Genomic DNA, 24,741 nt, shown 5'->3' on the forward strand with positions numbered 1-24,741 from the left:
GAGCCGTTCTTCGGCTGCCAAAGAAGCGGAGCCTGCTCAGTCTCCGTCTTCTTGGCATCTCTCAACTTATCATCTAGCGCAAAAAAAGGAGGGCCATTTATGCAGGTAACGAGGCGGATGGGATTGGCAATATTTATTGGCATGCTGCCAGCCTTGATCATTTATATCGGGATCGCGATGATTCCGATCCTAATGTCATTTTATTACTCATTTTTCGACTGGAACGGTTTATCGCATATGTCCTTCGTAGGTTTGGACAATTATATCTCCGTTTTGAAAGACGGGATCTTCTGGAAAGGTGTGCAGAACAACCTGTTTATGATGGTTAGCGGTATCGTGGGACAGCTCCCAGTAGGTTTGTTCTTTGCCTTGTTATTGAATCGATCAATGCGTGGGCTCAAAGCTTACCGCTCCGTGCTTTTCCTGCCCGTCATTATCTCAGCGGTTATCGTCTCTCTCATCTGGAACATGGTTTACGGTACGGAATCAGGTTTGATGAATAACATGCTCGGACTCTTCGGTTTGGAGAGCTTGAAACAGAACTGGCTGGGCTCCCCGCGTTGGGGCATGCTGTCAGTGAGCGTCACATATTTATGGCAAAATTATGGTTTCTATATGGTCATTTTCTTGGCTGGTTTACAAAATATATCGGAAGAAGTGAGAGAAGCGGCTGTCATGGACGGTGCGACAGGTTGGAGACGATTCTGGTTCATCACGCTTCCAATGCTGAAAGAAACGATCTGGGTAACGCTGATCTTCTCCATTAGCAACAGCTTCCGGGTTTTCGATTTAATCTATGTGATGACAGCTGGAGGGCCAGCTCATAATACAGAAGTGATGACCATCTATATGTACACCCAGGCTTTCAACAACAGTGACTTCGGACTTGGAAGCGCGGTTTCTATTCTTATTCTGCTATTTAGCCTATTAGCCATATATGCAGCCAAATTAGTCACTCGAAGAAATGGTTAATTGCTGCATGTAGAGAAAGGAGGAGCTATGCAAACATCTTTAGGGAAAAAAACAATGATTCATGTAATCCTAGCCGTTTTAAGCGTTATTAACATCATCCCGATTGTTTGGATGGTCGTCAGCTCATTTAAGTCAGAGGAAGATTATGCAACGAATCCGTTAGGATTGCCCAAGCTTTGGCAAGTCAGCAATTACACAAGTGCTTGGAAAGTTGCGCATTTAGGCACATACTTCTGGAATAGTGTCATTGTAACCGTTGGGGCAATCGTATTGACGGTGCTGCTTGGCGCATTGACCTCCTACTTTCTTTCCAGATTTCACTTTCGTTTGCGCGGATGGCTGTATGGTTTGTTCATTATTGGCATGACCATTCCGATTCACGCTACGTTAGTGCCGATTTTTATTATCATGAAAAATGTAGGTCTATTGAATTCTCACCTTTCTCTGGTTCTTCCTTATACGGCTTTCCATCTCTCGATTACCATCTTCATTCTGGTAGGTTTCATGCAGGCGTTCCCCAAAGATATTGAGGAATCAGCGGTTATGGACGGGGCTGGAATCTATCGAATTTTCTGGTCCATTATTCTTCCGATGACTCGTCCTGCGCTGGCGACCGTTATTATTATCAACTTTATTTATAACTGGAATGAGTTTTTATTCGCGCTTGTGTTGATCAATAAAGCCGCTCTCAAAACGCTTCCATTAGGTTTAGCTAACTTCGCCGGTACAGAAACACGGTTCCAGACGCTTCAGATGGCTGCCTTATCTATGGCGCTTGTTCCGCTTGTTGGCTTTTACTTAGCCATGGAGAAACAGTTGGTGCAAGGGATGACTGCTGGCGCTGTTAAAGGTTGATGATAGCGACGCGCTTAGATTTGTGGACGCTCGAAACTTTTCCCGAGTAATTCTACATCCTTTTAGGTAGGTTGACCCCGTTTTATAGTAAAATGAGGAAGGATACCGATGAAGGGGATGGAACTTGATGAGACTTAACAGATATCCTTTCTTGCACTTCAGTTTACGAACAAAGTCGATCGCAATCTTCATTCTTTTGGTGACACTCCCCTCGCTTTTGATCGGAAATGTCATTCTTAGCCGTTATGATGCTGTGTTGCGGCAGCAGTTTATTGATGCCATGGAAAAAAACTTGAATACAATTGAACTGAACTTGTCCGAGAAAATAAAGGCTATTGAAGATTTATCGGACTATATGATTTATCAAGAGAACTTTAGAAGGTACATGGAGACACCGACCCTACCTAGCAATATGGTGCAAATGAACAAGGATCAGACGACGATTGAAGGTTTTATTGCCTTTCAAATCATGTCCAAGAGGTACATTAAATCGATATCCCTCGAAGGTATAGGAGGCAATCAGTTCCAAATGGGTGAACCTGTCAAAGGGTTGGAACAAACATGGACAGATTTCGCCCAGGCGAGGAAAGGCGGGGTCGTATGGACGGACTCCTATCAACTGGAGAGCGGTTGGACAGGAAATAAACGGGTTGTTTCCATGTTTCGTGTCATTAATTCCTTTGATAACCCTTCACGCCCTGTGGGTAAAGTGATTGTGCGTTTGGATGAGTCGGAAATCACGGACTTATTGATGTCGGCTGTTCCCCAGGATCAGGGATCTATCTTTATTGTTCGGCCAGGGGGAAGTGTGGTTCTACATCCTAATCAAAATCTGATTGGACATCCGTACCCAAGCGATGCGCTGCTAAGTCAATTTAGCGGGGGGCTGTCCAAAAAGGTCTCTTCCTTGCAGGAAGCCGGGGCTTCCTACGTGGTTTTCAGTCAGCCAATGAAGTCAACGGGCTGGTATATCGTAGCGATGATTAAGGATCAAACCATTGTTCAGAAAACAGAAGCCATCAAAGCCTCGCTCAAATTTTTGATTCTAATCATCCTTATTTTTGGACTAATAGCCCTGATCGGGTTCGAGTTCGCCATGATCCGCCCTATGCTGGAGCTGAGCAAACAAACATCTAAGCTTAAAAAAGGTGACTTCTCGGTGCAAGTGAAAGTCCGATCTCGTGATGAGGTAGGAGAACTTGGTCGACAGTTCAACAACATGGTTATGACGATCAAGGAGCTGATCGATAAAAAGTATAAATTGGAGATACGACAGAAGGAATCAGAGCTTAGAATACTGCAAAGTCAAATGGACCCTCATTTTTTATATAATACACTGGATATGATTCGTTGGACGGCAAGGTTGGAGAAAGCAGCGGAGACGAGTCAATTGATTGAAACCCTGTCGAAGTTTTTTCGAATGGGGCAAAATGGCGGCAAGCGATACACGACAATGCCTGAGGAATTGGATTTTGTTCGTGCCTACCTGAACTTGCAGCAGAAGCGAATGGGAAGTAAACTCCAATTCACCGTGCATATGGAAGAGGAGTTGAGCCATGCCGTTCTCTTGAAGAAGATCATTCAACCGTTGGTGGAGAACAGTATCAAACATGGTTTTAAACGAGGTGGCGGCCGCATTGATGTCCGCTGCTATATGACAGAGCAGGATGTACTGATTGATGTGATGGATTCTGGTGTTGGTTTTGCCAAGGACAAACTGGAGGTTATCCGTCAGGTTCTTCAAGATCGAGCCGGTGATGAGGGCATTATGAACCATGCGATCTGCAACATTCATGAGCGTATACAGCTTGAATACGGCGAGGGATATGGTATTGAGCTTCCTTCGGAAACATCGCATGCTGGAGCTTGTGTGAGAATAAGACTTCCATTTCAAATGAGTGCACAGGAGGAGAAGCGATGACCATCAAAATGCTGATTGTAGATGATGAGCCCATTATTTGCCAAGGATTGCGTCATACCATTTCCTGGGAGTCAATTGGTGTTGAGGTTGTCGGAGAAGCCTATGACGGAATTGAAGCGCTTGCATTCTTGGAGCACTGTCCAGTGGACGTCGTTTTGACAGATGTGAACATGGAAGGTATGGATGGCCTTGAGCTTGCCAAGGAATTGAAGAAACGTTTCCCTCAGTCGCGCGTCATCATTGTTAGTGGCTATGATCATTTTGAATATGCCCGGCAGGCACTGCGGCTCGGTATCGAGGATTATTTGCTTAAACCGGTGAATATCGATGAACTGATGAGCATGGTACAGCGAATTGGCGAAGAGATCACGCAAGAGCGGAAGCTTATGGGTGAGCAAGAAGTAGAACGGACGCGTAAATGGCTGATGGGGCAGCTGCATCAAAGAGTAGTCGATCACAATGACGATTATATGCCTTTGATGATGACGACTGGCTCGTGTAACTGTTGGATGATCGCAACACAACTCTCCGATTATGCGGAGTGGACCCATCGTTCGACCGAAGAGAAACGCCGAGAGAAGCGGGGGTTCTGGGAAACAAGTGTTGACTCCGCCTTAAGAGCATCGGGGCTGGAGACTGTTTCATTTTTCCAACATCAGAATTTGCTGCTGTCACTAGTTGTAGGCCCATCATCGATGAATGCGAAGGATCTTCATAATATTTTAAGCGGAGTACTGAGGTTGTCAGAGGATCTTGATCTCCATGCCAGTATTTCCCGCCCTTTCCAAGGTTCAGAGCAGATCCACGCTAGCTGTATGGAAGCTATTTCCTTATTGCACTATGCCGTGTTATCTTCCCTAGCGCCTATTGTATTTCATGATGAAGAATTGATTTTCAAAAGAAGTCATCGTCTTCCTGAATTGATCGTATTGGAGAAAAATCTGATTCATGCTTTGTTTCAAGAAAATGATGAAGAGCTGCGTCAGCAAATTGATGAAATTATGCAGGAATTTCGCGAGAGCGGCAGCTTAATTAAGGAATTATGGCAGGCGTTTCAGGAGTTGGTCATTATTCTACAGAGGCGGCTGCGAGCAGCTGGGATTGATTTAACGGGGTATCTCAACATCTTTCATTCTCAGGAGATCGATCTCCTGGTGCACAATTCCTACAGAGCCATGGAGTCACTGCTGCGCGCGGAGCTTGCGTCCATGTTCTCATTGATTCATAATTCCCTGACTGGAAAAAATCATTGGCTGGCTGACAGAGTGAAATCGTACATTGAAGCCAGATACAACAAGGATATTAAGGCATCTGAGGTAGCTGCGTGGCTGAAAATTACACCGAATTACTTCAGCATCCTCTTCAAGCAAAAGTTCGGCAAAGGGTTCGCTGAGTACCTGAATGAAGTGCGCATCGAACAGGCGAAAGCGAAGCTATCCGGGACGGATGATCGCGTCTTCGAAATCGCTGAAAGCGTTGGATACAAAGAATATAAATACTTCTGTTCCATTTTCAAAACCTACACAGGCGTTACACCTACGCAGTATCGGAAGCTTGTCCATACGACTTAAGAGCTTAGAAAGGATAGCGTGACACCTATGTTCGTAATCGCAAGACTCAAAGATCACCCATTCGGCGTCATCAAAGCATTTAGCTTTATTTTATATGGCGCCTTCGCTATTTACAGTGCTTTTTTCCCGCTGTACTTGAAAGAATTAGGTATTTCTAGCGTTGCGATAGGCTTGCTGCTGGCCGGCGGGCCTATTCTTTCGTTAATCGCCAATCCATTCTGGGGCTATTGGAGCGACCGTTTGTCTAATGTAAGGCGTATTCTGATCATTCTTCTGATCGGCAGCTTTCTTAGCCTGCAAACGGTCTTTTTTACGGATTCATATCCATTGCTCATCACTTTCTTACTTATTTTTTTCTGCTTTCAGAGCCCTTTGTTTGCTCAGTCCAATAGCCTTATTCTGGAGGCAATTGAGCATACGGATCATAAGTTTGGTTCTTTCCGGCTCTGGGGTGCGCTTGGTTGGGCGTTAATGGCACTAGCGACAGGTCCTGTGATGGAATGGCTAGGTATCAGGGATTTATGGAAAGTGTGCGGCATCATGATGGGGTTATCCATTGTATTCGCATGGATGCTGCCTCGGGGCGAGAGAAGTCGAGAGCTAGGAAGCCCAATCAAGAGCGGCAACAAGGGCAATTATCTGCAAATTATGAGTGATAAATGGTTTATGGTCTTCATCTTGATGGGAATTCTGATTTCGATTCCTAACGCGATGAACAATACATTTGTCTCGATTTATATGTCTGAACTAGGAGGGAAAAGTTCGTTAATCGGATGGTCCGCATTTTTTGCCTCCATTTTTGAAATACCTGTTTACCTATTGTTCGACCGTTTCCTGCGAAAAGATCGAAGGAGCATGTTCTTTTGTCTGGCGGCTGTCAGTTTATTGTACGCGCTACGCTGGTTCCTAATGGCGGCGGCGACATCGCCTTATCACATTCTTTTCATCCAAGCCTTAAATTCCATTACATTCGCGGGTTATTACTATGTGGGCACGCAATTGACGGCATATTTGATTCCGCCAGCATATAGGGCATCAGGGCAAGCAGTTTATGCCTTGAGCTGGGGAGGTTTGTCTGGCATGGTTGCTGGGATTGCCGGGGGCTTAATCTTTCAGGAATTAGGGGCGCATGCGATGTATACGATCAGTGCGATCATGGCGCTTATGGGGGTAGCGGGGTTCGCAATTATGTTCGTAATTGCCGCTAAAATAGAAGTACGTCAAAAAAATGCTACACAGTACGAAAAGACTTTATTATAATGAATCTATTGGGATCAATTCTTTTACAAATCAGGGCAAAGGAGGGTCAGCTTGAATTCCTTGGATGAACAGATTCAGCGGGTGATGGACAAACATCGGATCGTTGGATTAGCGGCCTCCGTGATGCGTGAAGGGAGACAGATCTGGAGCTCGGGATATGGCTTAGCGAATGTAGAAAGACGCATCCCTGTTACATCCCGAACGATATTTCGCGTCGCTTCTATCTCGAAGACGGTGGTCGCGACAGCGGTTATGCAGCTTGTTGAGCGGGGGTTATGCGGGATTGATCAGGATGTAGGCGACATTCTCGGATTTCCGGTACGCAGTCCCAAGTATCCCGATACACCGATAACGCTCAGGATGATAATGACGCATACTTCGGGACTGCAAGATGAATATGTTCGTTATGTCGTTGATTCGCGTAGCGAGAATCCACCTAAGATACGTCTTGCAGATATTCTGCTGCCAGGCGGAACTTATAACACGGACAATCTCTGGGGAGATGGACGGCCGGGGGATCCGGATTACTTCGAGTATTCGAATCTGGGTGCCGTCATTCTAGCGACTGTGGTGGAGCAGCTTTCGAATGAACGATTTGACGAATACGGCAAGAAACATCTGTTCGAACCGCTACACATGTACGATACGAGTTTTAATATCGGTGACTTGAAGGACATGGATTCCGTTGCTGTGTTGTATGAATACTCAGAAGCTGATGATCGATTTATCGCTAGTATGGACGATTTTCGTGGGAAGAAACCGGAAGCCATAGATTACAGCGACTATGTACCAGGCACCAATGGCGCGTTGTTTAGCCCGCAGGGGGGTCTTCGCACAACCGTCGATAACTTGACTCGTTTTATGGAAGCGCATTCTAATGCAGGTAAATTGAACGATGTTCAAATATTGCAATCAGAATCTGTGGATCTCATGCACACACCGCATTGGTCAGGACATCGACAAGAAGGCTTTTTCCGCAATTGCGGGCTCCAGTTTCAACTGACAGACGATCTGATCCCGGGGCACAGACTTATTGGACATTCCGGAGATGCATACGGTCTGCTGAGTGACATGTACTTTCATAAACAAGAGAAATGGGGGTTCATTCTGCTTATCAATGGTCTTATTCAAAGAAAAGGACAAGGCGTTTATTTTGAGGCGGAAGAAGAACTTGCACAAGTCTTACAGGCTGCTTTCCTTGAATAATGAGGGAGAGAAAGAGATTCGAGATTTACATATTTACAACATGTTATTTCGATGTTAGTATATATTACATCATTAGTATTCTAGCTTCTGGTGGTCGTAGGGAGACTCAATCTCTTCCGACATCCCACTCAGAAATGGAACAGAATGCTAATAAGGGGAGTGGTCGTTTGGTATACGACAAAGACACGATTTACATCATAGGCGACGCGCAAGCTTCTGTGAACAATCCGATTACTCAACAGTATAACGCCTTTTTTATTGGCCTTGTCGTAGATACGTCAAGCCACAAAATTGTAGATGCAGGGTGTTCATCCACCATACCGCTCACTTCGGAATTTGTCCGCTCGATCTTCATCGGGCACAATATGCTTCTCCTTGATGTGGTAGCAGAGGAAATCCGCCAGAGATACCACGGATCATCCCAGAAGGCTCTGATCGTAGCGTATAAAGACGCGCAAAAAAAATACAAATTAGCACTTAACGGCCGGGAAGAGCTGGGATTCCAATCTTCCGGTACAGTGTAAGCTGCTTTATTTATCCGTATGGCAACATACCCGTAAATAAAACCCAGCAAATGGTTTCTTGGGAGGCATCTTCCTGAGGCTGTTTGCTGGGTTTTTGTTACGTTACAATACTGGAGGCGTACCCATGAAGCTTTATATTTCTATCGATATGGAAGGTATAACTGGACTTGTTGATAACACGTTTGTAGATTCCAGGCAGTACAACTACACTCGCGGGCAGCACATTATGACGGATGAAGCGAACCATGTCATTCGATCTGCTTTTGATGAAGGCTGCAAGGAAGTCATTGTGAATGATAGTCACTCCAAGATGAATAATCTGTTAATCGAGAAGCTGCATCCCGAAACGCAGTTGATTTCAGGCGATGTGAAGCCATTTTCCATGGTGCAAGGATTGGATGCTTCGTTCTCTGGTGCGGCTTTTCTAGGTTATCACACGAGAGCGGCGACCAAAGGCGTCCTAAGCCATACGATGATTTTCGGCGTTCGTAATATGTATATCAATGATAGGGTGATTGGCGAGCTGGGTTTCAATGCGTATGTTGCTGGTCATTATGGTGTGCCTGTTCTATTGGTTGCCGGGGATGATGAGACCGCGATTGAAGCGGAGGAACTAATTCCAGGGGTTACGACAGCGATTGTGAAAAAGCGGATCTCGCGAACTTCGGCCATCTGTTTAACTCCTGAGAAAAGCGGACTGCTGCTTCAGGAGAAAACCAAGGAAGCACTGGCTAACGCGGCCAGAGTGAAGCCGCTCGTGCCGCCGGATCATCCGGTGCTGAAGATTGAATTTGCCAACTATGGTCAAGCGGAGTGGGCGCACCTGATGCCAGGTACGATGATAGATGAGAACAGCCCTACAGTAACCTTTCAAGCGAAAGACATTCTTGAGGCGTACCGAGCGATGTTGGTTATGACGGAACTAGCGATGAGAACGGCATTTTGTTAAAAAGCGGGAGTGGGTGATAGCGTGACGCAATATATTCTTCGTAGATTTATCTCCATGATTGTCACACTGTGGCTAATTATTACGGTTACTTTTGCCTTGATGCACGCTGTTCCGGGGTCGCCATTTGAGAAAGAGGGCAAGAGTTCGAATCCGACGGCGGTTCAGAATTTGATGGAATTTTACCACTTAGACCAGCCGATTACGACGCAGTATGTGCTTTATTTAAAATCATTGCTTTCATTGGATCTTGGGCCTTCCATCGGCCACTTTCCCGATACCGTCAATTCCATGATCAGCAGGGGATTTCCTGTTTCGTTTAAGCTTGGGATCATATCGATCCTGATCTCGATCGTCACAGGAATTGCGCTTGGCACGGTCGCTGCACTCCGGCAAAACCGCATAATTGATTATCTCGCGATGATCTTCGCGGTTATTGGCATTGCGGTACCTAACTTCATCGTAGCTACCTTGTTAATTAAATATGTAGCGGTAGAGTGGAAACTCCTTCCGGTAGCAACTTGGGGCACATGGAAGCATGTCATTCTTCCGGCACTTGCCTTATCGACTGGCCCGCTTGCGATTATTGCCAGGTTGACCCGTGCGAGCATGCTGGAGGTTCTAACCGCCGACTACATCGAAACGGCAAGGGCCAAAGGTTTGTCACCGGCTACGATCGTCATCAAGCACGCGCTTCGAAATGCGGTGCTTCCGGTTATTACGCTGCTCGGTGCTTTGGTGGCCAATGTTCTTACAGGGAGCTTTGTTATTGAAAAGATCTTTGCAATTCCGGGAATGGGGAAATATTTCGTCGATGGCATTAATAATCGCGATTACTCGCTCATTATGGGAACGACTGTCTTCTACAGCGCGCTGCTCGTTATGATGATGTTTCTGGTGGATATCGCCTACGGGCTAGTTGACCCCCGCATCAAGCTGCACAGGAAGGAGGGGTAAACGATGAACGTTCCAGATTCCTTATTTGTCCCTATGGCCAAGAATAAAGGGACATCAGAAGCTATAGTTCGTATGCGGCTGTCATTTTGGCAGGAAGCTTGGATTAGACTGCGGGCCAATAAATTGGCTATGGCGGGCCTTGTCATTATTATTCTGATGGCGCTGATCGCCATACTTGGGCCTTTCGTTACCGATCAGAGCTATTCGAAGCAAGTGCTGCTGGATGCTAACCAGAAGCCTTCGGGAGCGCACTGGTTCGGCACGGATGAACTTGGACGCGATGTCTATGCCCGAATCCTTTACGGGGCGCGCATCTCCCTGTTTATCGGCCTAATGGCGGCTTTCATCGATTTGGTCATCGGCATCATTTATGGCGGCATCGCCGGTTACTTGGGAGGACGAATCGATAACATCATGATGCGGTTCGTTGATCTTCTATACGGGATACCTTATCTGCTCGTAGTCATCTTGTTAATGGTTGTCATGGGGCCAGGGCTGCTGACGATCATTGTGGCCTTAAGCGCAACGGGATGGATTGGCATGGCGAGAATTGTGCGTGGACAGGTGCTTAGCTTGAAATCATCGGAGTACGTGTTGGCGGCAAGAACATTAGGCGGTGGCGCGGGTTACATTATCCGCAAGCATTTGCTGCCTAATGCTATAGGTGTCATTATCGTGCAGGTGACGTTCTCGGTACCTTCCGCCATATTCGCAGAAGCGTTCCTAAGCTTTCTGGGCCTAGGCATTCAGCCTCCACTTGCAAGCTGGGGCGTAATGGCGAATGATGGGCTTTCGACCATTTTGTCAGGGCAATGGTGGCGGTTGTTTTATCCGGCATTTTTCATATCGATCACGATGCTTGCTTTTAACTTGGTTGGTGATGGCTTGCAGGACGCTTTTAATCCGAAAAGGAGGAGGTAGCCTAGGTGAAAACAATAAACTCGCCCGACGTTATATTGGAAGTGGACAATCTTCATGTCTCGTTCACCACGCATGGTGGTGAAGTGAAGGCTGTTCGCGGAGTCAGCTTTTCGTTAGGCAAAGGAGAGACTTTGGCTATCGTAGGCGAATCCGGCTGCGGCAAAAGTGTAACAGCACGCAGTGTGACGCGTCTTCTTCCAGAGCAGAGTTCGAAGATCAGTCAAGGCAGTGTTCGTTACAAAGGAAGAGAACTGACAGAGCTAAGCGAAAAGCAGCTGCGAGAGCTGAGGGGCTCTGAAATTTCGATGATATTCCAAGATGCGATGACGGCCCTGAATCCTACGATTTCCATTGGTGAGCAGATTATGGAAGGGATTATTCGCCATCAGAAAATATCACGGGCGGAAGCGCGGAAGCAAGCGACGGAAATGCTTGGGCTCGTTGGCATTTCCAATCCTGAGATGCGTTTGAAGCAATATTTGCATGAATTTAGCGGTGGCATGAGACAGCGAATTATGATTGCAATTGCAGCGGTTTGCAAACCTTCGGTGCTCATTGCGGATGAGCCCACGACTGCGCTTGATGTCACCATTCAAGCGCAAATCATTGAGCTTTTCAAAATGCTCCAGAAGAAAACAGGAGTGTCTATTATCATCATCACGCATGACCTAGGTGTTGTTGCGAATATGGCTGACCGGGTCAATGTGATGTATGCCGGCAAGGTCGTTGAATCAGGGACTGTGGACGAGTTGTTCCACAACCCCCAACATCCTTATACCAAGGGGCTATTGGCTTCCATGCCGCGTCTGGACACGGATAAGTCGCTTCCGCTTACGCCAATTGCGGGCACGCCGCCAGATCTGTTTGCTCCGCCCCAAGGCTGCGCTTTTGCGGCACGCTGCAGTTATGCCATGGAAGTATGCGGTATCTATCAGCCGGAGCAGACTGCTGTATCGAGTGGACATTCCGTCGCCTGTTGGCTTCAGGATCCGCGCGCACAAGTTGTATTCCAACCGTCGATCAAGAGAAATAACATGACGGCTCTAGGATAAATAAGACGATGAACGAAGGGGAGAAGTGCACATGAAAAAAGTGTCAACCTTGCTAATCAGCTCCGTATTGGTAATTAGTACGCTACTTGCTGGGTGCAGCAAAGATCCTGGTTCCGGAACGCAAGCGTCTGGGGCTAGCCAGACAGAAGCTGCCAAAGAAACGAAGTCTAAGGTCCTCCTCTACAACAATTTAAAAGAACCAACATCTCTCGATCCGCCAAAAGGATTTGACCAAGTTTCCTACGACGTTGTTAATAATGCTTTCGAAGGATTGACGCGTCTTGGCAAAAACCAGACGCCAGAGCCGGCAATGGCGAAAGAGTGGAAAATCGCGCCGGATGGGAAGAAGGTTACCTTTACGCTGCGCGACGGTATCAAATGGTCTAACGGAGATCCAGTGAAAGCTGCTGACTTCGAGTACGCCTGGAAGCGTCTGTTGGATCCTAAAACAGCATCTGATGCGGCATTCCTGGCCTACCCTATTGAAGGCGCTGAAGCATTCAACTCCGGCAAGGGGTCGGCGGACAACGTGAAAATCAAGGCGCTGGACGATAAGACGCTGGAGGTTACGTTGACACAGCCTGCTTCATGGTTAGTGGGCATGGTTTCCAGTCCTGCCTTTTTCCCGGTACATAAGGCTACAGTGGAAGGCAATGCCAAATGGGCGGGCGAGGCAGCTACGATTGTAAGTAACGGACCTTTCAAAATTACGGAATGGAAACACGATAGCGAGCTTAAAATGGTAAAAAACGATCAATACTGGGATGTCGCAAATGTAAAGCTGTCTGGTGTTACTTTCAAAATGATCAATGACACGAACACAGCTTACCAGCTCTTCACTACCGGAGAGCTTCATACAACAGGTTCGATTCCGGCTGACATGAGCGATAAATTGTTCGCAGACAACAAGGTGAAGGTGGAGGATGCAGCAGGTACGGCGTTCTATCGTTTTAATGTGAAAATGGCACCGTTCGATAACGTCAACATTCGTAAAGCATTTGTTGCGGCTGTAGACAGGCAGAAACTTGTGGATTTGGTTTTGAAGCAAAAGCAAAAACCAGCTGATGGTTATGTGTCTCCAGGGCTTACCGATCCTGCGGGTGGAGATTTCCGTAAAGTTGGCGGCAGCTTGATCAAGTTTGATGCGGGCGAAGCGAAGAAGCTCCTGGAAAAAGGGATGCAGGAAAAGGGATACACGAAGCTGCCTGAAGTCACTTTGACGTATAACACCAATGATGTTAGTCAACGAATTGCCCAAACGCTGCAAGCCATGCTCAAAGATAACTTAGGTATCGATGTGAAACTGGCAAACAAAGAAGGGAAAGTGCTGACTACGGAACAAAAAGGTCTACAGCTGCAGTTGTCTCGTTCTTCTTTCCTGCCGGATTTTGCGGATCCGATCAATTTCCTTGATGGCTTTCAATCGACGAATCCGTTCAGTCGTACAGGGTGGGTAAATCCTACGTATGATAAATTGATCAAAGATGCCTATGTGGAAACGGATGAGGCTAAACGATACAAAATGATGCATGATGCTGAGAAGATTTTGATGGACGAAGCTCCGGTTCTGCCGCTTTACTTCTACAACTCCACTTACCTGCAAAGCGATAAATTGGAAGGTGTCGTTAGACATGCTTTTGGCTTCTTGGACTTTAAATGGGCAGATCTGAAATAAATTTGGGAGATGGAGGGATGCACCTTTAAGGGGTGTTTCTCCCTTTTTTCATGCGGGAAAGGAGTCTTGTCATCATGGCAGAGCTTATAAAACCAAGGCGGCTAAGCCCTGGCGATACAGTGGGTATTATGGCGCCGGCATGTTGGGTAGATACGGAACAGGTGAAGGCGGCATCAACCATTTTGGAGAAAATGGGGCTGCGGGTTAGGCTTGGAGATACCTTGTTCAAGAAGCATGGCTACCTAGCGGGTACGGATGAGGAGCGGGCTGGGGAGCTGAATGCTATGTTTGCTGATCCTGCTATCAAAGCTATCATTTGTGCACGTGGTGGGTATGGAACCGGGAGAATCGCGGATTTGCTGGACTATGGCTTAATTCGTGCGAATCCGAAGATTTTTTGGGGATACAGTGATATTACCTTTTTGCACGCGGCTATTAGTAGGTTTGCTGGATTGATTACATTTCATGGCCCTATGCTGATTGATCTGGGAAAAGAGGATCTGCACCCACTGACGGTTCAGAATTATGAAACGCTCCTTCGTCCTTCCGTTCTTCGTTATACAGAAGAGATTTCCCCACTGCAAGTGTTAGTGGAAGGAGAAGCTGCTGGACCGCTTGTTGGAGGAAATCTCTCTTTAATCGTGAGCTCGCTTGGGACGCCATATGAGTTGGATACAAAAGGGAAACTGCTTTTTATTGAAGATATTGACGAAGAGCCTTACAGGGTGGATCGGATGTTAAATCAACTCAAGCACGCTGGGAAATTTGCCGATGCGGCTGGTATTCTGATTTGTGATTTTCATGATTGTGAGCCTGATAAACGTAAAGTGTCGTTTACTTTAGAAGAGATTTTTGACCATCACATCGTTCCTGCTGGGAAGCCGACTTTATCCGGATTCAGGATTGGTCACTGCTCGCCGAATATTGCGATTCCCATAGGTGTGAGAGCGAGGATGAGTACTTACGAGAAGTTGCTTGCATGCACGGAACCCGGTGTAGAGGCATAAGGAGGCAATAACATGAGCATTATTCAAAGTATTGAGGTCATGCGGCAGTCAACTCCGCTTAAGAAGCCATTTAAAACAGCGCTGCGTACCGTGTACAGTACGGAGTCTATCATTGTCCGAATTAAGAGTACTGACGGCAGAGTTGGTTGGGGGGAAGCCCCGGCGACCATTGTCATAACAGGTGACAGCTTGGATAGCATCCATTCGGCTATTGTACATACATTCACTCCTTTGTTGGTGGGCAAAAGCTTGCTTGCTTACGAACGCATCCTGCAGGAGATTCATCAATCGATGATTGGAAGCAGCAGTGCAAAAGCGGCCGTGGATATGGCGATCTACGATCTTGTCGCGCAAAACTGTGGTTTGCCGTTATATCAGTTCCTTGGCGGTTATAAGGATCAGATTGAAACAGATTTTACGGTTAGTGTCAATTCCCCGAAGGAAATGGGAGAAGACGCGGCTCGTTATGTGCAGGATGGCTTCAATGTATTGAAGATTAAAGTGGGTAAGGACGATATCCTGGAGGATATTGAAAGGATCAAGGAAATCCGCAGATGCATAGGTAGTGGTGTGAAAATACGTATTGATGCGAATCAAGGCTGGCAGGTGAAGGATGCTATTCGCACGATTCGGCGGATGGAGGATTTGGGACTCGACATTGAACTGGTTGAGCAGCCGGTGAAAGCGGGAGACATCGAAGGACTGAAGATGGTGACAGATCATGTGGAAACTCCCATTATGGCCGATGAGAGCGTGTTTTCACCCGTTCAAGCCTTCGAGGTGCTGAAATGCCGTGCGGCTGACCTGATTAATATCAAATTGATGAAATCGGGCGGAATATACAAAGCGCAAATTATTAATCATATTGCGGAAGAATTTGGAGTCGAGTGTATGGTGGGCAGCATGATTGAATCCCGTGTGGCTGTAACGGCTGCTGCTCATCTTGCTGCTAGCAAGAAGAATATTACCCGTTGTGATTTCGATGCGCCGTTAATGATGCTTCAGGATATTGTCGTTGGTGGTGTGCAGTATGATGGAAGGGTAATGACCTTCCCGAAAGCAACTGGACTTGGTATTCTCGATGTGGTTCACAGCCAAGCTCCAGTGGGATCGTGAGTATGGATATGAGCATGAATAAGGGCGTGAGCGAGAGTATGAGCAAGAGCGAGAGCGAGAGTATGCCAAAACGAATGCTGGTCGCTGTTTCTGTTGCAGTCGTATGGAGCAAGCCGGATTCGCCGCGTCCCGTGGATGAGCCTGTGCTGAGGTATCCGGTTGAAATGAGAGAATGGCTGGCGAGCATGACGCTTAGTGAAAGGCTGGATTTGTGTCTGGCGAGCCGGGTTCAGACACAGGTTCTGTATGGTTCAGCTGTGCTTGTCGTGGAGGAAAGCGATGGGTGGAGTAAGGTGCTAATCCCTCAGCAGGGAACTCGCAAGGATGCAATGGGTTATCCTGGCTGGGTGCCAAGCCGGCAGTTGGTTGAAGAGTCGGATGCCCCGTCCGGCTTGAAGAGAGCCGAAGTGATTTCCGATAAAGCGTGGTTGTATAAGAGTCCGTCCCAACAGTTAATTGAGCTGAGCTATCTGACCTCTCTGCCGGTCCTGGAGGAAATGGACAAGCTGGTGAAAGTACAGACGCCAGAGGGGGAGGGATTTCTGAAAGCGGATGACATCCGCTTGATGGATGGTCCTTTAGTTTCTCAGGCAGGGGTAGTCAACATTGGGCGAGGGATCGTGGAACAGGCGAAGAGGTTTCTGGATCTGCCTTATCTATGGGGAGGAGCATCCTCCTACGGCTTTGACTGCTCTGGCTTGGCGCATGCCATGCATAGATATTTTGGGATTTTGATTCCTAGAGATGCCTCCGACCAAGCCAAACAAGGAACTCCTGTTGAGCGAGAGCAGCTGGAAGCGGGGGACTTGGTCTTTTTCGCCCATGAGGAAGGTAAAGGATCTATTCATCATGTGGGCATTTATGCAGGGGATAATCAGATGATTCATTCCCCTGAAACTACCAAGTCTATTGAATTGGTGGATATGAGAACATTTAAGCTGGCTCGAGAGCATTGTGAGTCTAGGCGATATTGGAAGTAGGGTAATTTGTGGAAAGTACGTAAGATGCTGATCTTACGTGCTTTTTGTTTTGTCGTACGGGAGGGGGCTACAGTTCCCTGTGCGAGGCCTAAGCGGGATTCTCGCTAAGGTTTTTTTGTGATTTGTTATTGGTGGTGAGGTGGAAGTTGGTTGTATGGTGAGTTGCGTGAGTGGAGGGTGAAGGTTGGTGAAGTAGCTAGTGAAATGTCCTGACGAAGATTGATTCGTCAGGCTTTTTTTATGCTGGTACGGGAGCTTGTGCTGCAGCTCTTTCGGAGGGAAATAAGACCCTGCAGTTCCCATGGACCCCACTGGAATCCAGTTTTTTTCTGAAATAAGGGAACGGAGTTCCGTTACTGTATAAGATCTGGTGGTGTCGTGCTCAGCTTTCGGGTAACCCGTGAGAGGCGGGGGACTGGGGACGGCTTCGGTTCACTAAGTGAATTCTTAGCGGGATTCTCGCTAAGTTTTATTGTGATTTGTTATTGGCGGGTGAGGTGGAAGTTGGCTGTATGGTGAGTTGCGTGAGTGTAGGGCGAAGGTTGGTAAAGTAGCTAGCGAAATGTCCTGACGAAGGTTGATTCGTCAGGTATTTTATTCTGCTGGCGAAAGAGGGAGAGTCTCATGCTGCAGCTCTTTCGTACGGAACTGTGGTGTTGTACTCAGTTTTCGGGTAACCCGTGAGAGGCGGGGAACTGGGGATGGTTTCGGTTCACTAAGTGAATTCTTAGCAGGATTCTCGTTAAGGTTTTTTGTGATTTGTTATTGGTGGTGAGGTGGAAGTTGGTTGTATGGTGAGTTGCGTGAGTGGAGGGTGAAGGTTGGTAAAGTAGCTAGCGAAATGTCCTGACGAAGATTGATTCGTCGGGTTTTTTATTCTGTTGGCGAAAGAGGGAGAGTCTCATGCTGCAGCTCTTTCGTACGGAACTGTAGTTATTTCATGGGGTCTCGTGGTGTCGTGCTCAGTTTCCGGATGCCGCATGAGAAATGCGGAACTGTGGTCTCTTATTTCACCGTTCTGATCGGATATTGCGGCAATTGGGATGAAATAAGCTCCTGTAGTTCCCCGGAATCCCGCTGGGATCCAGTTTCTTCTGAAATAAGGGAATAGAGTTCCCTTACTCAATGGGGTCTGGTGGTTTCGTGCTTAGTTTCCAAGTGCCGCATGAGAAATGCGGAACTGTGGTCCCTTATTTCGTCGTTCTGATCGGATACTCGGACGATTGGGGCGAAATAAGACCCTGCAGTTCTCCTGGACCCCGCTGGAATCCAGTTTCTTCTGAAATAAGGGAACGGAGTTCCCTTACTGCATAAAGTCCGGCGGTGTCGTGCTCAGTTTCCGGATGCCGCATGAGAAATGCGGAACTGTGGTCAGCTATTTCACCGAAAACGGCTGATTTGCCGTGGGAGGGGGGGCTGTGGTCCCTCATTTTCGCCTTCCTAATCGGATGACTACGGCAAAATGACTCCTTTGACCTACGATAAGGGGTTTGAAACGATAATGCTAGTTTCAGAGAGTTATATTTTCCATTAAATAGAAAACAAATAACTGTTAATGTCATTAATTATAACAAACAAGGCACATTTCCTTTGTCATCTACTATATTTATGTTAGTTTAATTGACATAATCTATGAATTTTAATAATATAAATAGGGAAGGTTCATGTGTTGAAAGTGCCGATGAAGTAGTTTTTGTATGAATTTCGTAGCTTAAGTCGAAGTTCTGAATACTGCTTAATCGGCATTTTTGCGTATCAAACTATCTGAGGAGGATGTTTCATGATTTTGAAAAAGACGGCTCTATTGATCTCAGTCTCGGCGCTTGCCATTAGTATGTTGGCAGGATGCGGAAATGAAACAACTTCAAGCTCTGCTCCAGGAACAACGACACCCAGCGGCACAGTCACGAAGAGCGTCATCAAAATTGCTACTCAGTCCCCATTGTCGGGAGGCAGCGCCGTTCAAGGTGAAGCTATTAAGCTTGGTGCCCAGATGTCCTTGGATGACCACAAAGAGGAGTTTGCCAAGCTGGGCTTTGAACTCCAATTAATCCCCTATGACGACCAAGCAGATCCCAAGAAAGGCGTTGCCAATGCCGAAATCATCAGTGCTGACCCAGCCATTCTCGGAATTGTCGGGCATATGAACTCGGGCGTAGCGATCCCCTCCTCCGTCGTGTACGAGAAGAACAATATCGTGATGGTTTCACCGTCGAATACGGCAACGGAGGTAACCGATCGTAATCTGAAGGTCGTGAACCGCATCGTTGCTAGGGATGATTTCCAAGGCCCAGCAGCAGCTGATTATGCTTTTAAAACAGTGAAAGCCAAAAATATATTCGTCATCCAAGACAAAACAGCTTACGGCCAAGGTTTAGCAGAAGCGTTCAAAGACGCAGCGACTAAGCAAGGGGCCAACATCGTCGGCTATGAGGGAATTACCGTAGGTGAGAAGGATTTCAACGGGGTGCTGAACATCGCGCTTAGCAAGAAGCCGGATTTCGTATTCTTCGGAGGCCTATATGCCGAGGGCGGGCTGCTGATCAAGCAAGCACGCGACAAAGGAATTACAGCACCTTTCATGGGGGCTGACGGCTGGGACACGCAAGGTCTGGTTGATGTCGCTGGTGACAAAGTAAAAGATGCTTTGTACGCTTCTATTTCAACGGATATTACCAAATCGCCAGATGGGTTGAAATGGGCGGAGCAATACAAAACCAAATTCGGTAAAGCCCCAGATGGATACTCCGCATACGCCTATGACTGTATGACGATCATTCTTAACAGCATTAAAGCCGCGAGCACGGCAGACGGTGGGAAAGTGCCTGCCCGTGATAAAGTTCGCGATGCTGTACGCGCTACCAAAGACTTCCAAGGTGTAGCGACGAAGGTTTCCTTCGATGGCAAAGGTGACAATACATATGCCAAAGTATTTATTTACAAATTTGAGGGTCCGAAATATCCAGGCACGATGATTTCTGAAGTGGGCAAGTAAGAAATTAAGTAAAGAGGTATGTGCTTAGCAGATATACCTCTTTACGTTTCATTCATCAGCGAAAGGAGAAGCTCAATGATCCTTAACATCCTGCATTCACTTCCCCAAGTATTGATCGACGGGCTTGCTTTAGGAGCTATTTATGCGGTCGTTGCCTTAGGTTATACCATGGTTTACGGGATTCTCGAACTGATCAATTTTGCGCATGGTGAAATTTTTATGACGGGTGCATTCGTTGGAACGGGCGTCTTATTCCTTTTTCAATCGACAGGATGGCTTGGCGGGATGCCGGGATGGGTGGCCTATGTTTTAATTCTCGCGATTGCGATGCTGGTTACGGGGCTGCTCGGGGTGGGGATTGAACGAGTTGCTTATAAGCCTCTCCGCAAAGCGCCCAAGCTGATCTCTCTAATCTCTGCGATTGGTGTGTCCTTCGTGGTTCAAGATCTCGTTCGTTTTATATCCGAATTGCGAACAGGCAACTACATCATTAGCAGTATTACGTTATTCGATAAAAATATGACCATCGGCACATCATCTCTCGGATCATGGCTCGGAGACGCTTCTTTGAAAACCAATACGGTCATCATCATCGTAGTGGCTGTGCTCCTAATGATCGGTCTTGATTTCTTTGTTAATCGGACCAAATGGGGGGTGGCTATGCGGGCGGTTGCGCAAGACCGTGAAACGGCTTCGTTAATGTCGATAAATGTGAATAAAATCATTATCCTAACTTTTTTTATCGGATCAGCTTTGGGTGGTGCTACAGGGGTTCTATTTGCGCAGCAGTATGGGACAATCGATCCTTTTATCGGCTATATACTAGGATTGAAAGCGTTCACGGCAGCTGTTCTAGGTGGCATAGGCAATATTCGAGGTGCCATGTTTGGTGGACTGGTTATTGGCGTTCTAGAGATGTTTGCTTCTTCTAATCTGGGTTTGCTGACAGGCGGCAGCTTCGGTTCTGAGTACAAAGATGTGTTTGCTTTCATGATTCTAATCATCGTATTGATTTTTAAGCCGGAAGGTCTGTTTGGCAAAGCCGTCAAGGAGAAAGTGTAGGTGACTCATTATGGATAAAATAAAACAGGCGTTAGCGCAGAACTCGAAAATGCAAGCCCTCATCCTTGCCCTGCTCGTCTTGGTATCAGCGCTAAGTGTCTATCTGATGGCGAAATCGGTCATCGCCTTTTTATTATTGCTGGCATCCTTGCTGCTGCTTCACTACACTTCCTTCACGACTAAGGTCAAATGGCTCATCGGCGGTATTCTGGTTATTCTTATTATTCCATTTGCTTCATCAGGAGGCCCTGCCTACGAATCATATATGGAAGTTGCTACGCAAAGTGGAATTTATATCGCAATGGCGCTTGGACTCAATATTGTGGTTGGTTTTGCAGGCTTGCTAGATCTGGGTTTTGTCGCTTTTTTCGCAATTGGAGCTTACACGTACGGTATCTTCTCAACGCCTCAAGCAAACAAGTTCCTATCAGGCGATTTCTTCCCGCTTTCAGGTTCTACGTTTTGGCTGTTCATTTTTATTGGCGGATTTATGGCTGCTCTGTTCGGTATTCTTCTCGGTCTGCCCGTTCTTAGGGTGAAAGGAGATTACCTTGCGATCGTGACTTTGGGCTTCGGTGAAATTGTGCGGATCATCTTCAATAACCTGGAGAAACCGATTAATATTACGAACGGCGCAAAGGGCATATCATCGATTAAGCCGCCGGATCTATTCGGACTTGAATTCACGCATCCGCATGAATTTTATTTCATTGTGATTGCGATCTTGGCGTTCGTGATTTTCGGGGTAAAACGATTCGAACATTCTCGCATAGGACGTTCATGGAAAGCGGTTCGAGAAAATGAAATTGCCGCTCAATCGATGGGAGTTCCATTAATTCGCACGAAGCTGACAGCGTTTGCTGTGGGAGCCTCGTTCTCTGGCATGATGGGGGTCGTTTTTGCGGCCAAACAGACGTTTATTGACCCATCCAGCTTTACCTTACTGGAATCTATTACGATATTAGTCATGGTGGTATTAGGCGGAATGGGAAGTGTTCCCGGAGTCATACTTGGAGCTGCACTTATTACGATTCTGAACTTGCAGGTGCTTACGGAATTTGCGAATTGGCTGAATCAACTGACGCTGCAGGGCGTCGTTCACATTCCTTTTGCCTTATCTCCAGCCAAGATGCAGCGCTTAATATTTGGGGCTATTCTTATTCTCTTTGCCGTCTTTAGGCCCAACGGCTTGATTTCCGTGAGAAATCGCAAGGTCAATGAGAAGATGATTCAGGAACGAATCGCATCAACGACCGTGCAGCCAATAACCCCTCAAAGCGGAGGGATCGCTCAATGACCATTCTCAGAGTGAAACATGTAGTCAAACGATTCGGCGGACTGATTGCCGTTAATGGTGTTCAATTTGATTTTCAAAAAGGGAAAATATCCGCGGTTATCGGCCCGAATGGTGCCGGGAAAACGACTTTTTTTAATATGATTACCGGTATTTATACGCCTGATGAAGGTGAAATCGAATTGGAAGGCAAGTCGATTGTGAATGTTAAGCCTGATCGAATTACGGGCAAAGGCATCGCGCGTACCTTTCAAAATATACGATTGTTTGGCAATATGACGGTAATAGAAAATGTGATGGTTGGCATGCATATCCATTTGAGGGGCGGAATAGTAAGCACTTTACTAGGTTTTACGAAAACGCGGCTTGAGGAACAACAGGCGATGGATCAAGCCTATCGGTTGCTGCAATATGTAGGTCTCGCCTCTTATCTCAATGAGAATGCGAACAGCCTTTCTTACGGCGCGCAAAGGCGGCTTGAGATCGCGAGAGCGCTCGCGGCAAAGCCCAAAGTACTGCTGCTGGATGAACCCGCAGCGGGCATGAATCCGAGTGAAACCAAAGATTTGACAGAACTTATCAGGCGCATTCAACGGGAAATGGACATTTCCATCATCCTCATTGAGCACGATATGAAACTTGTCATGGAACTATCCGACCACATCCTAGTGCTAGATCATGGTGAGAAGATAGCGGAAGGATCTCCGCATGAGGTTCGAGCGAACCCGCGTGTAATTGAGGCTTATTTAGGTAAAAGTGCCTTAACAGAAGAGGTGAAGTTATGAGCTTATTACAGCTTCAAGAGGTCCAAGCTTACTATGGAGGTATCCAAGCCTTAAAGGGAATCTCACTTCATGTGAATGAGGGAGAAATTGTTACATTGATTGGCTGCAACGGAGCGGGGAAGTCAACGACGCTGAAGTCCATCTGCGGTCAGGTGAAGACGAAAGGCTCTATTCTGTTTAAAAATATAGACATATCGAGTTGGCAGCCGCACCAAGCGGCAATGGAAGGCATCGCTCATGTCCCGGAGGGCAGGCGTATATTCCCCAAGCTTACGGTCAAAGAGAATTTGGAGATGGGCGCATTTTCCGTGAAAGATAAGAAAGTGGTCAAAGAGCGTATGGAGCAGTCCTTCGCCTATTTTCCGCGGTTGCGCGAACGCTTGAACCAAACCGGAGGCACGATGAGTGGCGGCGAGCAACAAATGCTTGCAATAGCCCGTGCGCTCATGATGAAACCTAAGATGCTGCTGCTCGACGAACCATCGATGGGTCTGGCTCCTGTTATCGTGGATCAAATCTTTGAAATTATTGGGGAGATGAACCGTACAGGGATGACGATTCTGCTCGTGGAACAGAACGCCTATCAAGCTCTGCAAGTTGCGAATCGGGGTTATGTCATACAGACTGGTGAAATTATTATGGAGGATGACGCCAAAACCTTGCTTGTCAACGATCAAGTAAAAGAAGCTTATCTTGCGGGATGAATTCATTTCTGCCGATGCTGTATGGCATCTTGGCGTCCTTCTTTTTCTCTTTTTCCTTCATCATGAACCGGTCCATGGAGCTGTCAGGCGGGTATTGGGTATGGAGTGCTTCGCTTCGTTATCTGTTCATGTTTCCTCTGCTCTTGCTGATTGTAGGGGCCAGAGGGAACCTCCGGGGCTTGCTCTATGAAATGAGAAGGAACATAGGGGCGTGGATGGGGTGGAGTTTTGTCGGATTCGGACTATTTTATGTGCCGCTGTGCTTTTCCGCCGCCTATGGACCTGGATGGTTACTTGCAGCTACTTGGCAGATAACGATTATTGCGGGTTCTTTGCTTGCTCCATTATTCAAGGAAAAACTCCCTGTACGGGGTTTGCTTATTTCTCTCCTTATCTTATTTGGTGTAATCGTTATCCAGGTGGATCATGGTGAGCAATTGTCCGTGAAAGAGGTTCTATTAGGTGTGTTGCCAGTTTTGCTGGCAGCTTTTGCTTATCCTTTAGGTAATCGAAAGATGATGGAGGTTTGCGAGGATCGCTTAGATACTTACCAGCGAGTACTAGGTATGACAATAGCCAGTCTACCTCTATGGATCGTACTCTCACTCTATGCGGTTGTTCATGCAGGCGCACCCACCGCAGGGCAAGTCGGTCAATCCGCTATTGTGGCCGTTTGTTCAGGCGTGATTGCTACGGTCCTTTTTTTTGCAGCAACAGAACGGGTGAAAAGCTCATCTCATCAACTAGCTGCGGTAGAAGCGACGCAAGCCGGTGAAATCATTTTTACCATTCTCGGTGAAATGTTAATTCTTGGTGCGGTATTTCCAACGGTTTGGTCTTGGATGGGGATGTTTTGTGTGATTGTCGGCATGATCATCCATAGTTTACTACCGAAAAATAGACGAATAAATTAAGATTAATTCCATTTTCGTGATACA

The 24,741-nt window shown here is 46.9% G+C and carries 21 protein-coding genes; all 21 read left to right on the forward strand.

Annotated features, from left to right (window positions below; genetic code table 11):
- The first annotated feature begins 99 nt into the window (after positions 1-99).
- The 21 genes from GQF01_RS31475 to GQF01_RS31575 all read left to right on the forward strand — a co-directional run bounded on the left by GQF01_RS31475 (position 100) and on the right by GQF01_RS31575 (position 24,717).
- Positions 100-972: a carbohydrate ABC transporter permease gene (locus GQF01_RS31475; RefSeq protein WP_161411004.1), complete on the forward strand. Its 873-nt coding sequence runs from the start codon at positions 100-102 to the stop codon at positions 970-972.
- A gap of 54 nt (positions 973-1,026) precedes the next feature.
- Positions 1,027-1,827 carry a carbohydrate ABC transporter permease gene (locus GQF01_RS31480; protein WP_328803568.1) on the forward strand — a complete coding sequence of 267 codons (801 nt, stop codon included), beginning with the start codon at positions 1,027-1,029 and terminating at the stop codon, positions 1,825-1,827.
- A gap of 127 nt (positions 1,828-1,954) precedes the next feature.
- Positions 1,955-3,748: a cache domain-containing sensor histidine kinase gene (locus GQF01_RS31485; protein ID WP_161411006.1), complete on the forward strand. Its 1,794-nt coding sequence runs from the start codon at positions 1,955-1,957 to the stop codon at positions 3,746-3,748.
- Positions 3,745-5,319, forward strand: coding sequence for a response regulator transcription factor (locus GQF01_RS31490; RefSeq protein ID WP_161411007.1), 1,575 nt, complete (start codon positions 3,745-3,747; stop codon positions 5,317-5,319). The genes GQF01_RS31485 and GQF01_RS31490 overlap by 4 nt, the downstream gene beginning before the upstream one ends.
- Positions 5,320-5,346: 27 nt before the next feature.
- Complete coding sequence (locus tag GQF01_RS31495) at positions 5,347-6,579, forward strand: MFS transporter (protein ID WP_161411153.1); 1,233 nt, start codon at positions 5,347-5,349, stop codon at positions 6,577-6,579.
- 51 nt (positions 6,580-6,630) lie between these two features.
- Positions 6,631-7,785: a serine hydrolase domain-containing protein gene (locus GQF01_RS31500; protein WP_161411008.1), complete on the forward strand. Its 1,155-nt coding sequence runs from the start codon at positions 6,631-6,633 to the stop codon at positions 7,783-7,785.
- Positions 7,786-7,919: 134 nt separating this feature from the next.
- The gene (locus GQF01_RS31505; RefSeq protein ID WP_161411009.1) at positions 7,920-8,309 is read left to right on the forward strand and encodes a DUF3870 domain-containing protein; all 390 of its coding nucleotides are present in this window, start codon (positions 7,920-7,922) and stop codon (positions 8,307-8,309) included.
- Between the two features lie 124 nt (positions 8,310-8,433).
- A complete protein-coding gene (locus tag GQF01_RS31510) occupies positions 8,434-9,258 on the forward strand; it encodes a M55 family metallopeptidase (protein ID WP_161411010.1) in 825 nt (274 codons plus the stop codon).
- Positions 9,259-9,279: 21 nt separating this feature from the next.
- Positions 9,280-10,212 (forward strand): ABC transporter permease, encoded by a 933-nt coding sequence (locus tag GQF01_RS31515; RefSeq protein WP_161411011.1) that lies wholly within the window; start codon positions 9,280-9,282, stop codon positions 10,210-10,212.
- Between the two features lie 3 nt (positions 10,213-10,215).
- The gene (locus GQF01_RS31520; RefSeq protein ID WP_161411012.1) at positions 10,216-11,133 is read left to right on the forward strand and encodes an ABC transporter permease; all 918 of its coding nucleotides are present in this window, start codon (positions 10,216-10,218) and stop codon (positions 11,131-11,133) included.
- 14 nt (positions 11,134-11,147) lie between these two features.
- Positions 11,148-12,185 carry an ABC transporter ATP-binding protein gene (locus GQF01_RS31525; RefSeq protein ID WP_161411154.1) on the forward strand — a complete coding sequence of 346 codons (1,038 nt, stop codon included), beginning with the start codon at positions 11,148-11,150 and terminating at the stop codon, positions 12,183-12,185.
- Positions 12,186-12,216: 31 nt separating this feature from the next.
- Positions 12,217-13,860, forward strand: a complete 1,644-nt coding sequence (locus GQF01_RS31530) for a peptide ABC transporter substrate-binding protein (protein ID WP_161411013.1) — start codon at positions 12,217-12,219, stop codon at positions 13,858-13,860.
- Positions 13,861-13,934: 74 nt separating this feature from the next.
- Positions 13,935-14,867 carry a S66 peptidase family protein gene (locus GQF01_RS31535; protein WP_161411014.1) on the forward strand — a complete coding sequence of 311 codons (933 nt, stop codon included), beginning with the start codon at positions 13,935-13,937 and terminating at the stop codon, positions 14,865-14,867.
- A gap of 12 nt (positions 14,868-14,879) precedes the next feature.
- A complete protein-coding gene (locus tag GQF01_RS31540) occupies positions 14,880-15,983 on the forward strand; it encodes a dipeptide epimerase (protein ID WP_161411015.1) in 1,104 nt (367 codons plus the stop codon).
- A gap of 8 nt (positions 15,984-15,991) precedes the next feature.
- Positions 15,992-16,963 (forward strand): C40 family peptidase, encoded by a 972-nt coding sequence (locus GQF01_RS31545; RefSeq protein WP_235960720.1) that lies wholly within the window; start codon positions 15,992-15,994, stop codon positions 16,961-16,963.
- A gap of 1,780 nt (positions 16,964-18,743) precedes the next feature.
- Positions 18,744-19,958 (forward strand): branched-chain amino acid ABC transporter substrate-binding protein, encoded by a 1,215-nt coding sequence (locus GQF01_RS31550; RefSeq protein WP_161411016.1) that lies wholly within the window; start codon positions 18,744-18,746, stop codon positions 19,956-19,958.
- A gap of 75 nt (positions 19,959-20,033) precedes the next feature.
- Positions 20,034-21,020 (forward strand): branched-chain amino acid ABC transporter permease, encoded by a 987-nt coding sequence (locus GQF01_RS31555; protein WP_161411017.1) that lies wholly within the window; start codon positions 20,034-20,036, stop codon positions 21,018-21,020.
- Between the two features lie 10 nt (positions 21,021-21,030).
- The gene (locus tag GQF01_RS31560; RefSeq protein ID WP_161411018.1) at positions 21,031-22,317 is read left to right on the forward strand and encodes a branched-chain amino acid ABC transporter permease; all 1,287 of its coding nucleotides are present in this window, start codon (positions 21,031-21,033) and stop codon (positions 22,315-22,317) included.
- Positions 22,314-23,099 carry an ABC transporter ATP-binding protein gene (locus GQF01_RS31565; protein WP_161411019.1) on the forward strand — a complete coding sequence of 262 codons (786 nt, stop codon included), beginning with the start codon at positions 22,314-22,316 and terminating at the stop codon, positions 23,097-23,099. Before GQF01_RS31560 ends, GQF01_RS31565 begins: the two co-directional genes overlap by 4 nt.
- Positions 23,096-23,803 carry an ABC transporter ATP-binding protein gene (locus GQF01_RS31570; RefSeq protein ID WP_161411020.1) on the forward strand — a complete coding sequence of 236 codons (708 nt, stop codon included), beginning with the start codon at positions 23,096-23,098 and terminating at the stop codon, positions 23,801-23,803. The genes GQF01_RS31565 and GQF01_RS31570 overlap by 4 nt, the downstream gene beginning before the upstream one ends.
- Positions 23,800-24,717, forward strand: coding sequence for a DMT family transporter (locus tag GQF01_RS31575; protein ID WP_161411021.1), 918 nt, complete (start codon positions 23,800-23,802; stop codon positions 24,715-24,717). Before GQF01_RS31570 ends, GQF01_RS31575 begins: the two co-directional genes overlap by 4 nt.
- Positions 24,718-24,741 lie beyond the last annotated feature (24 nt).

Source organism: Paenibacillus silvestris (assembly GCF_009882985.1).
Classification (GTDB): Bacteria; Bacillota; Bacilli; order Paenibacillales; family NBRC-103111; genus Paenibacillus_E; species Paenibacillus_E silvestris.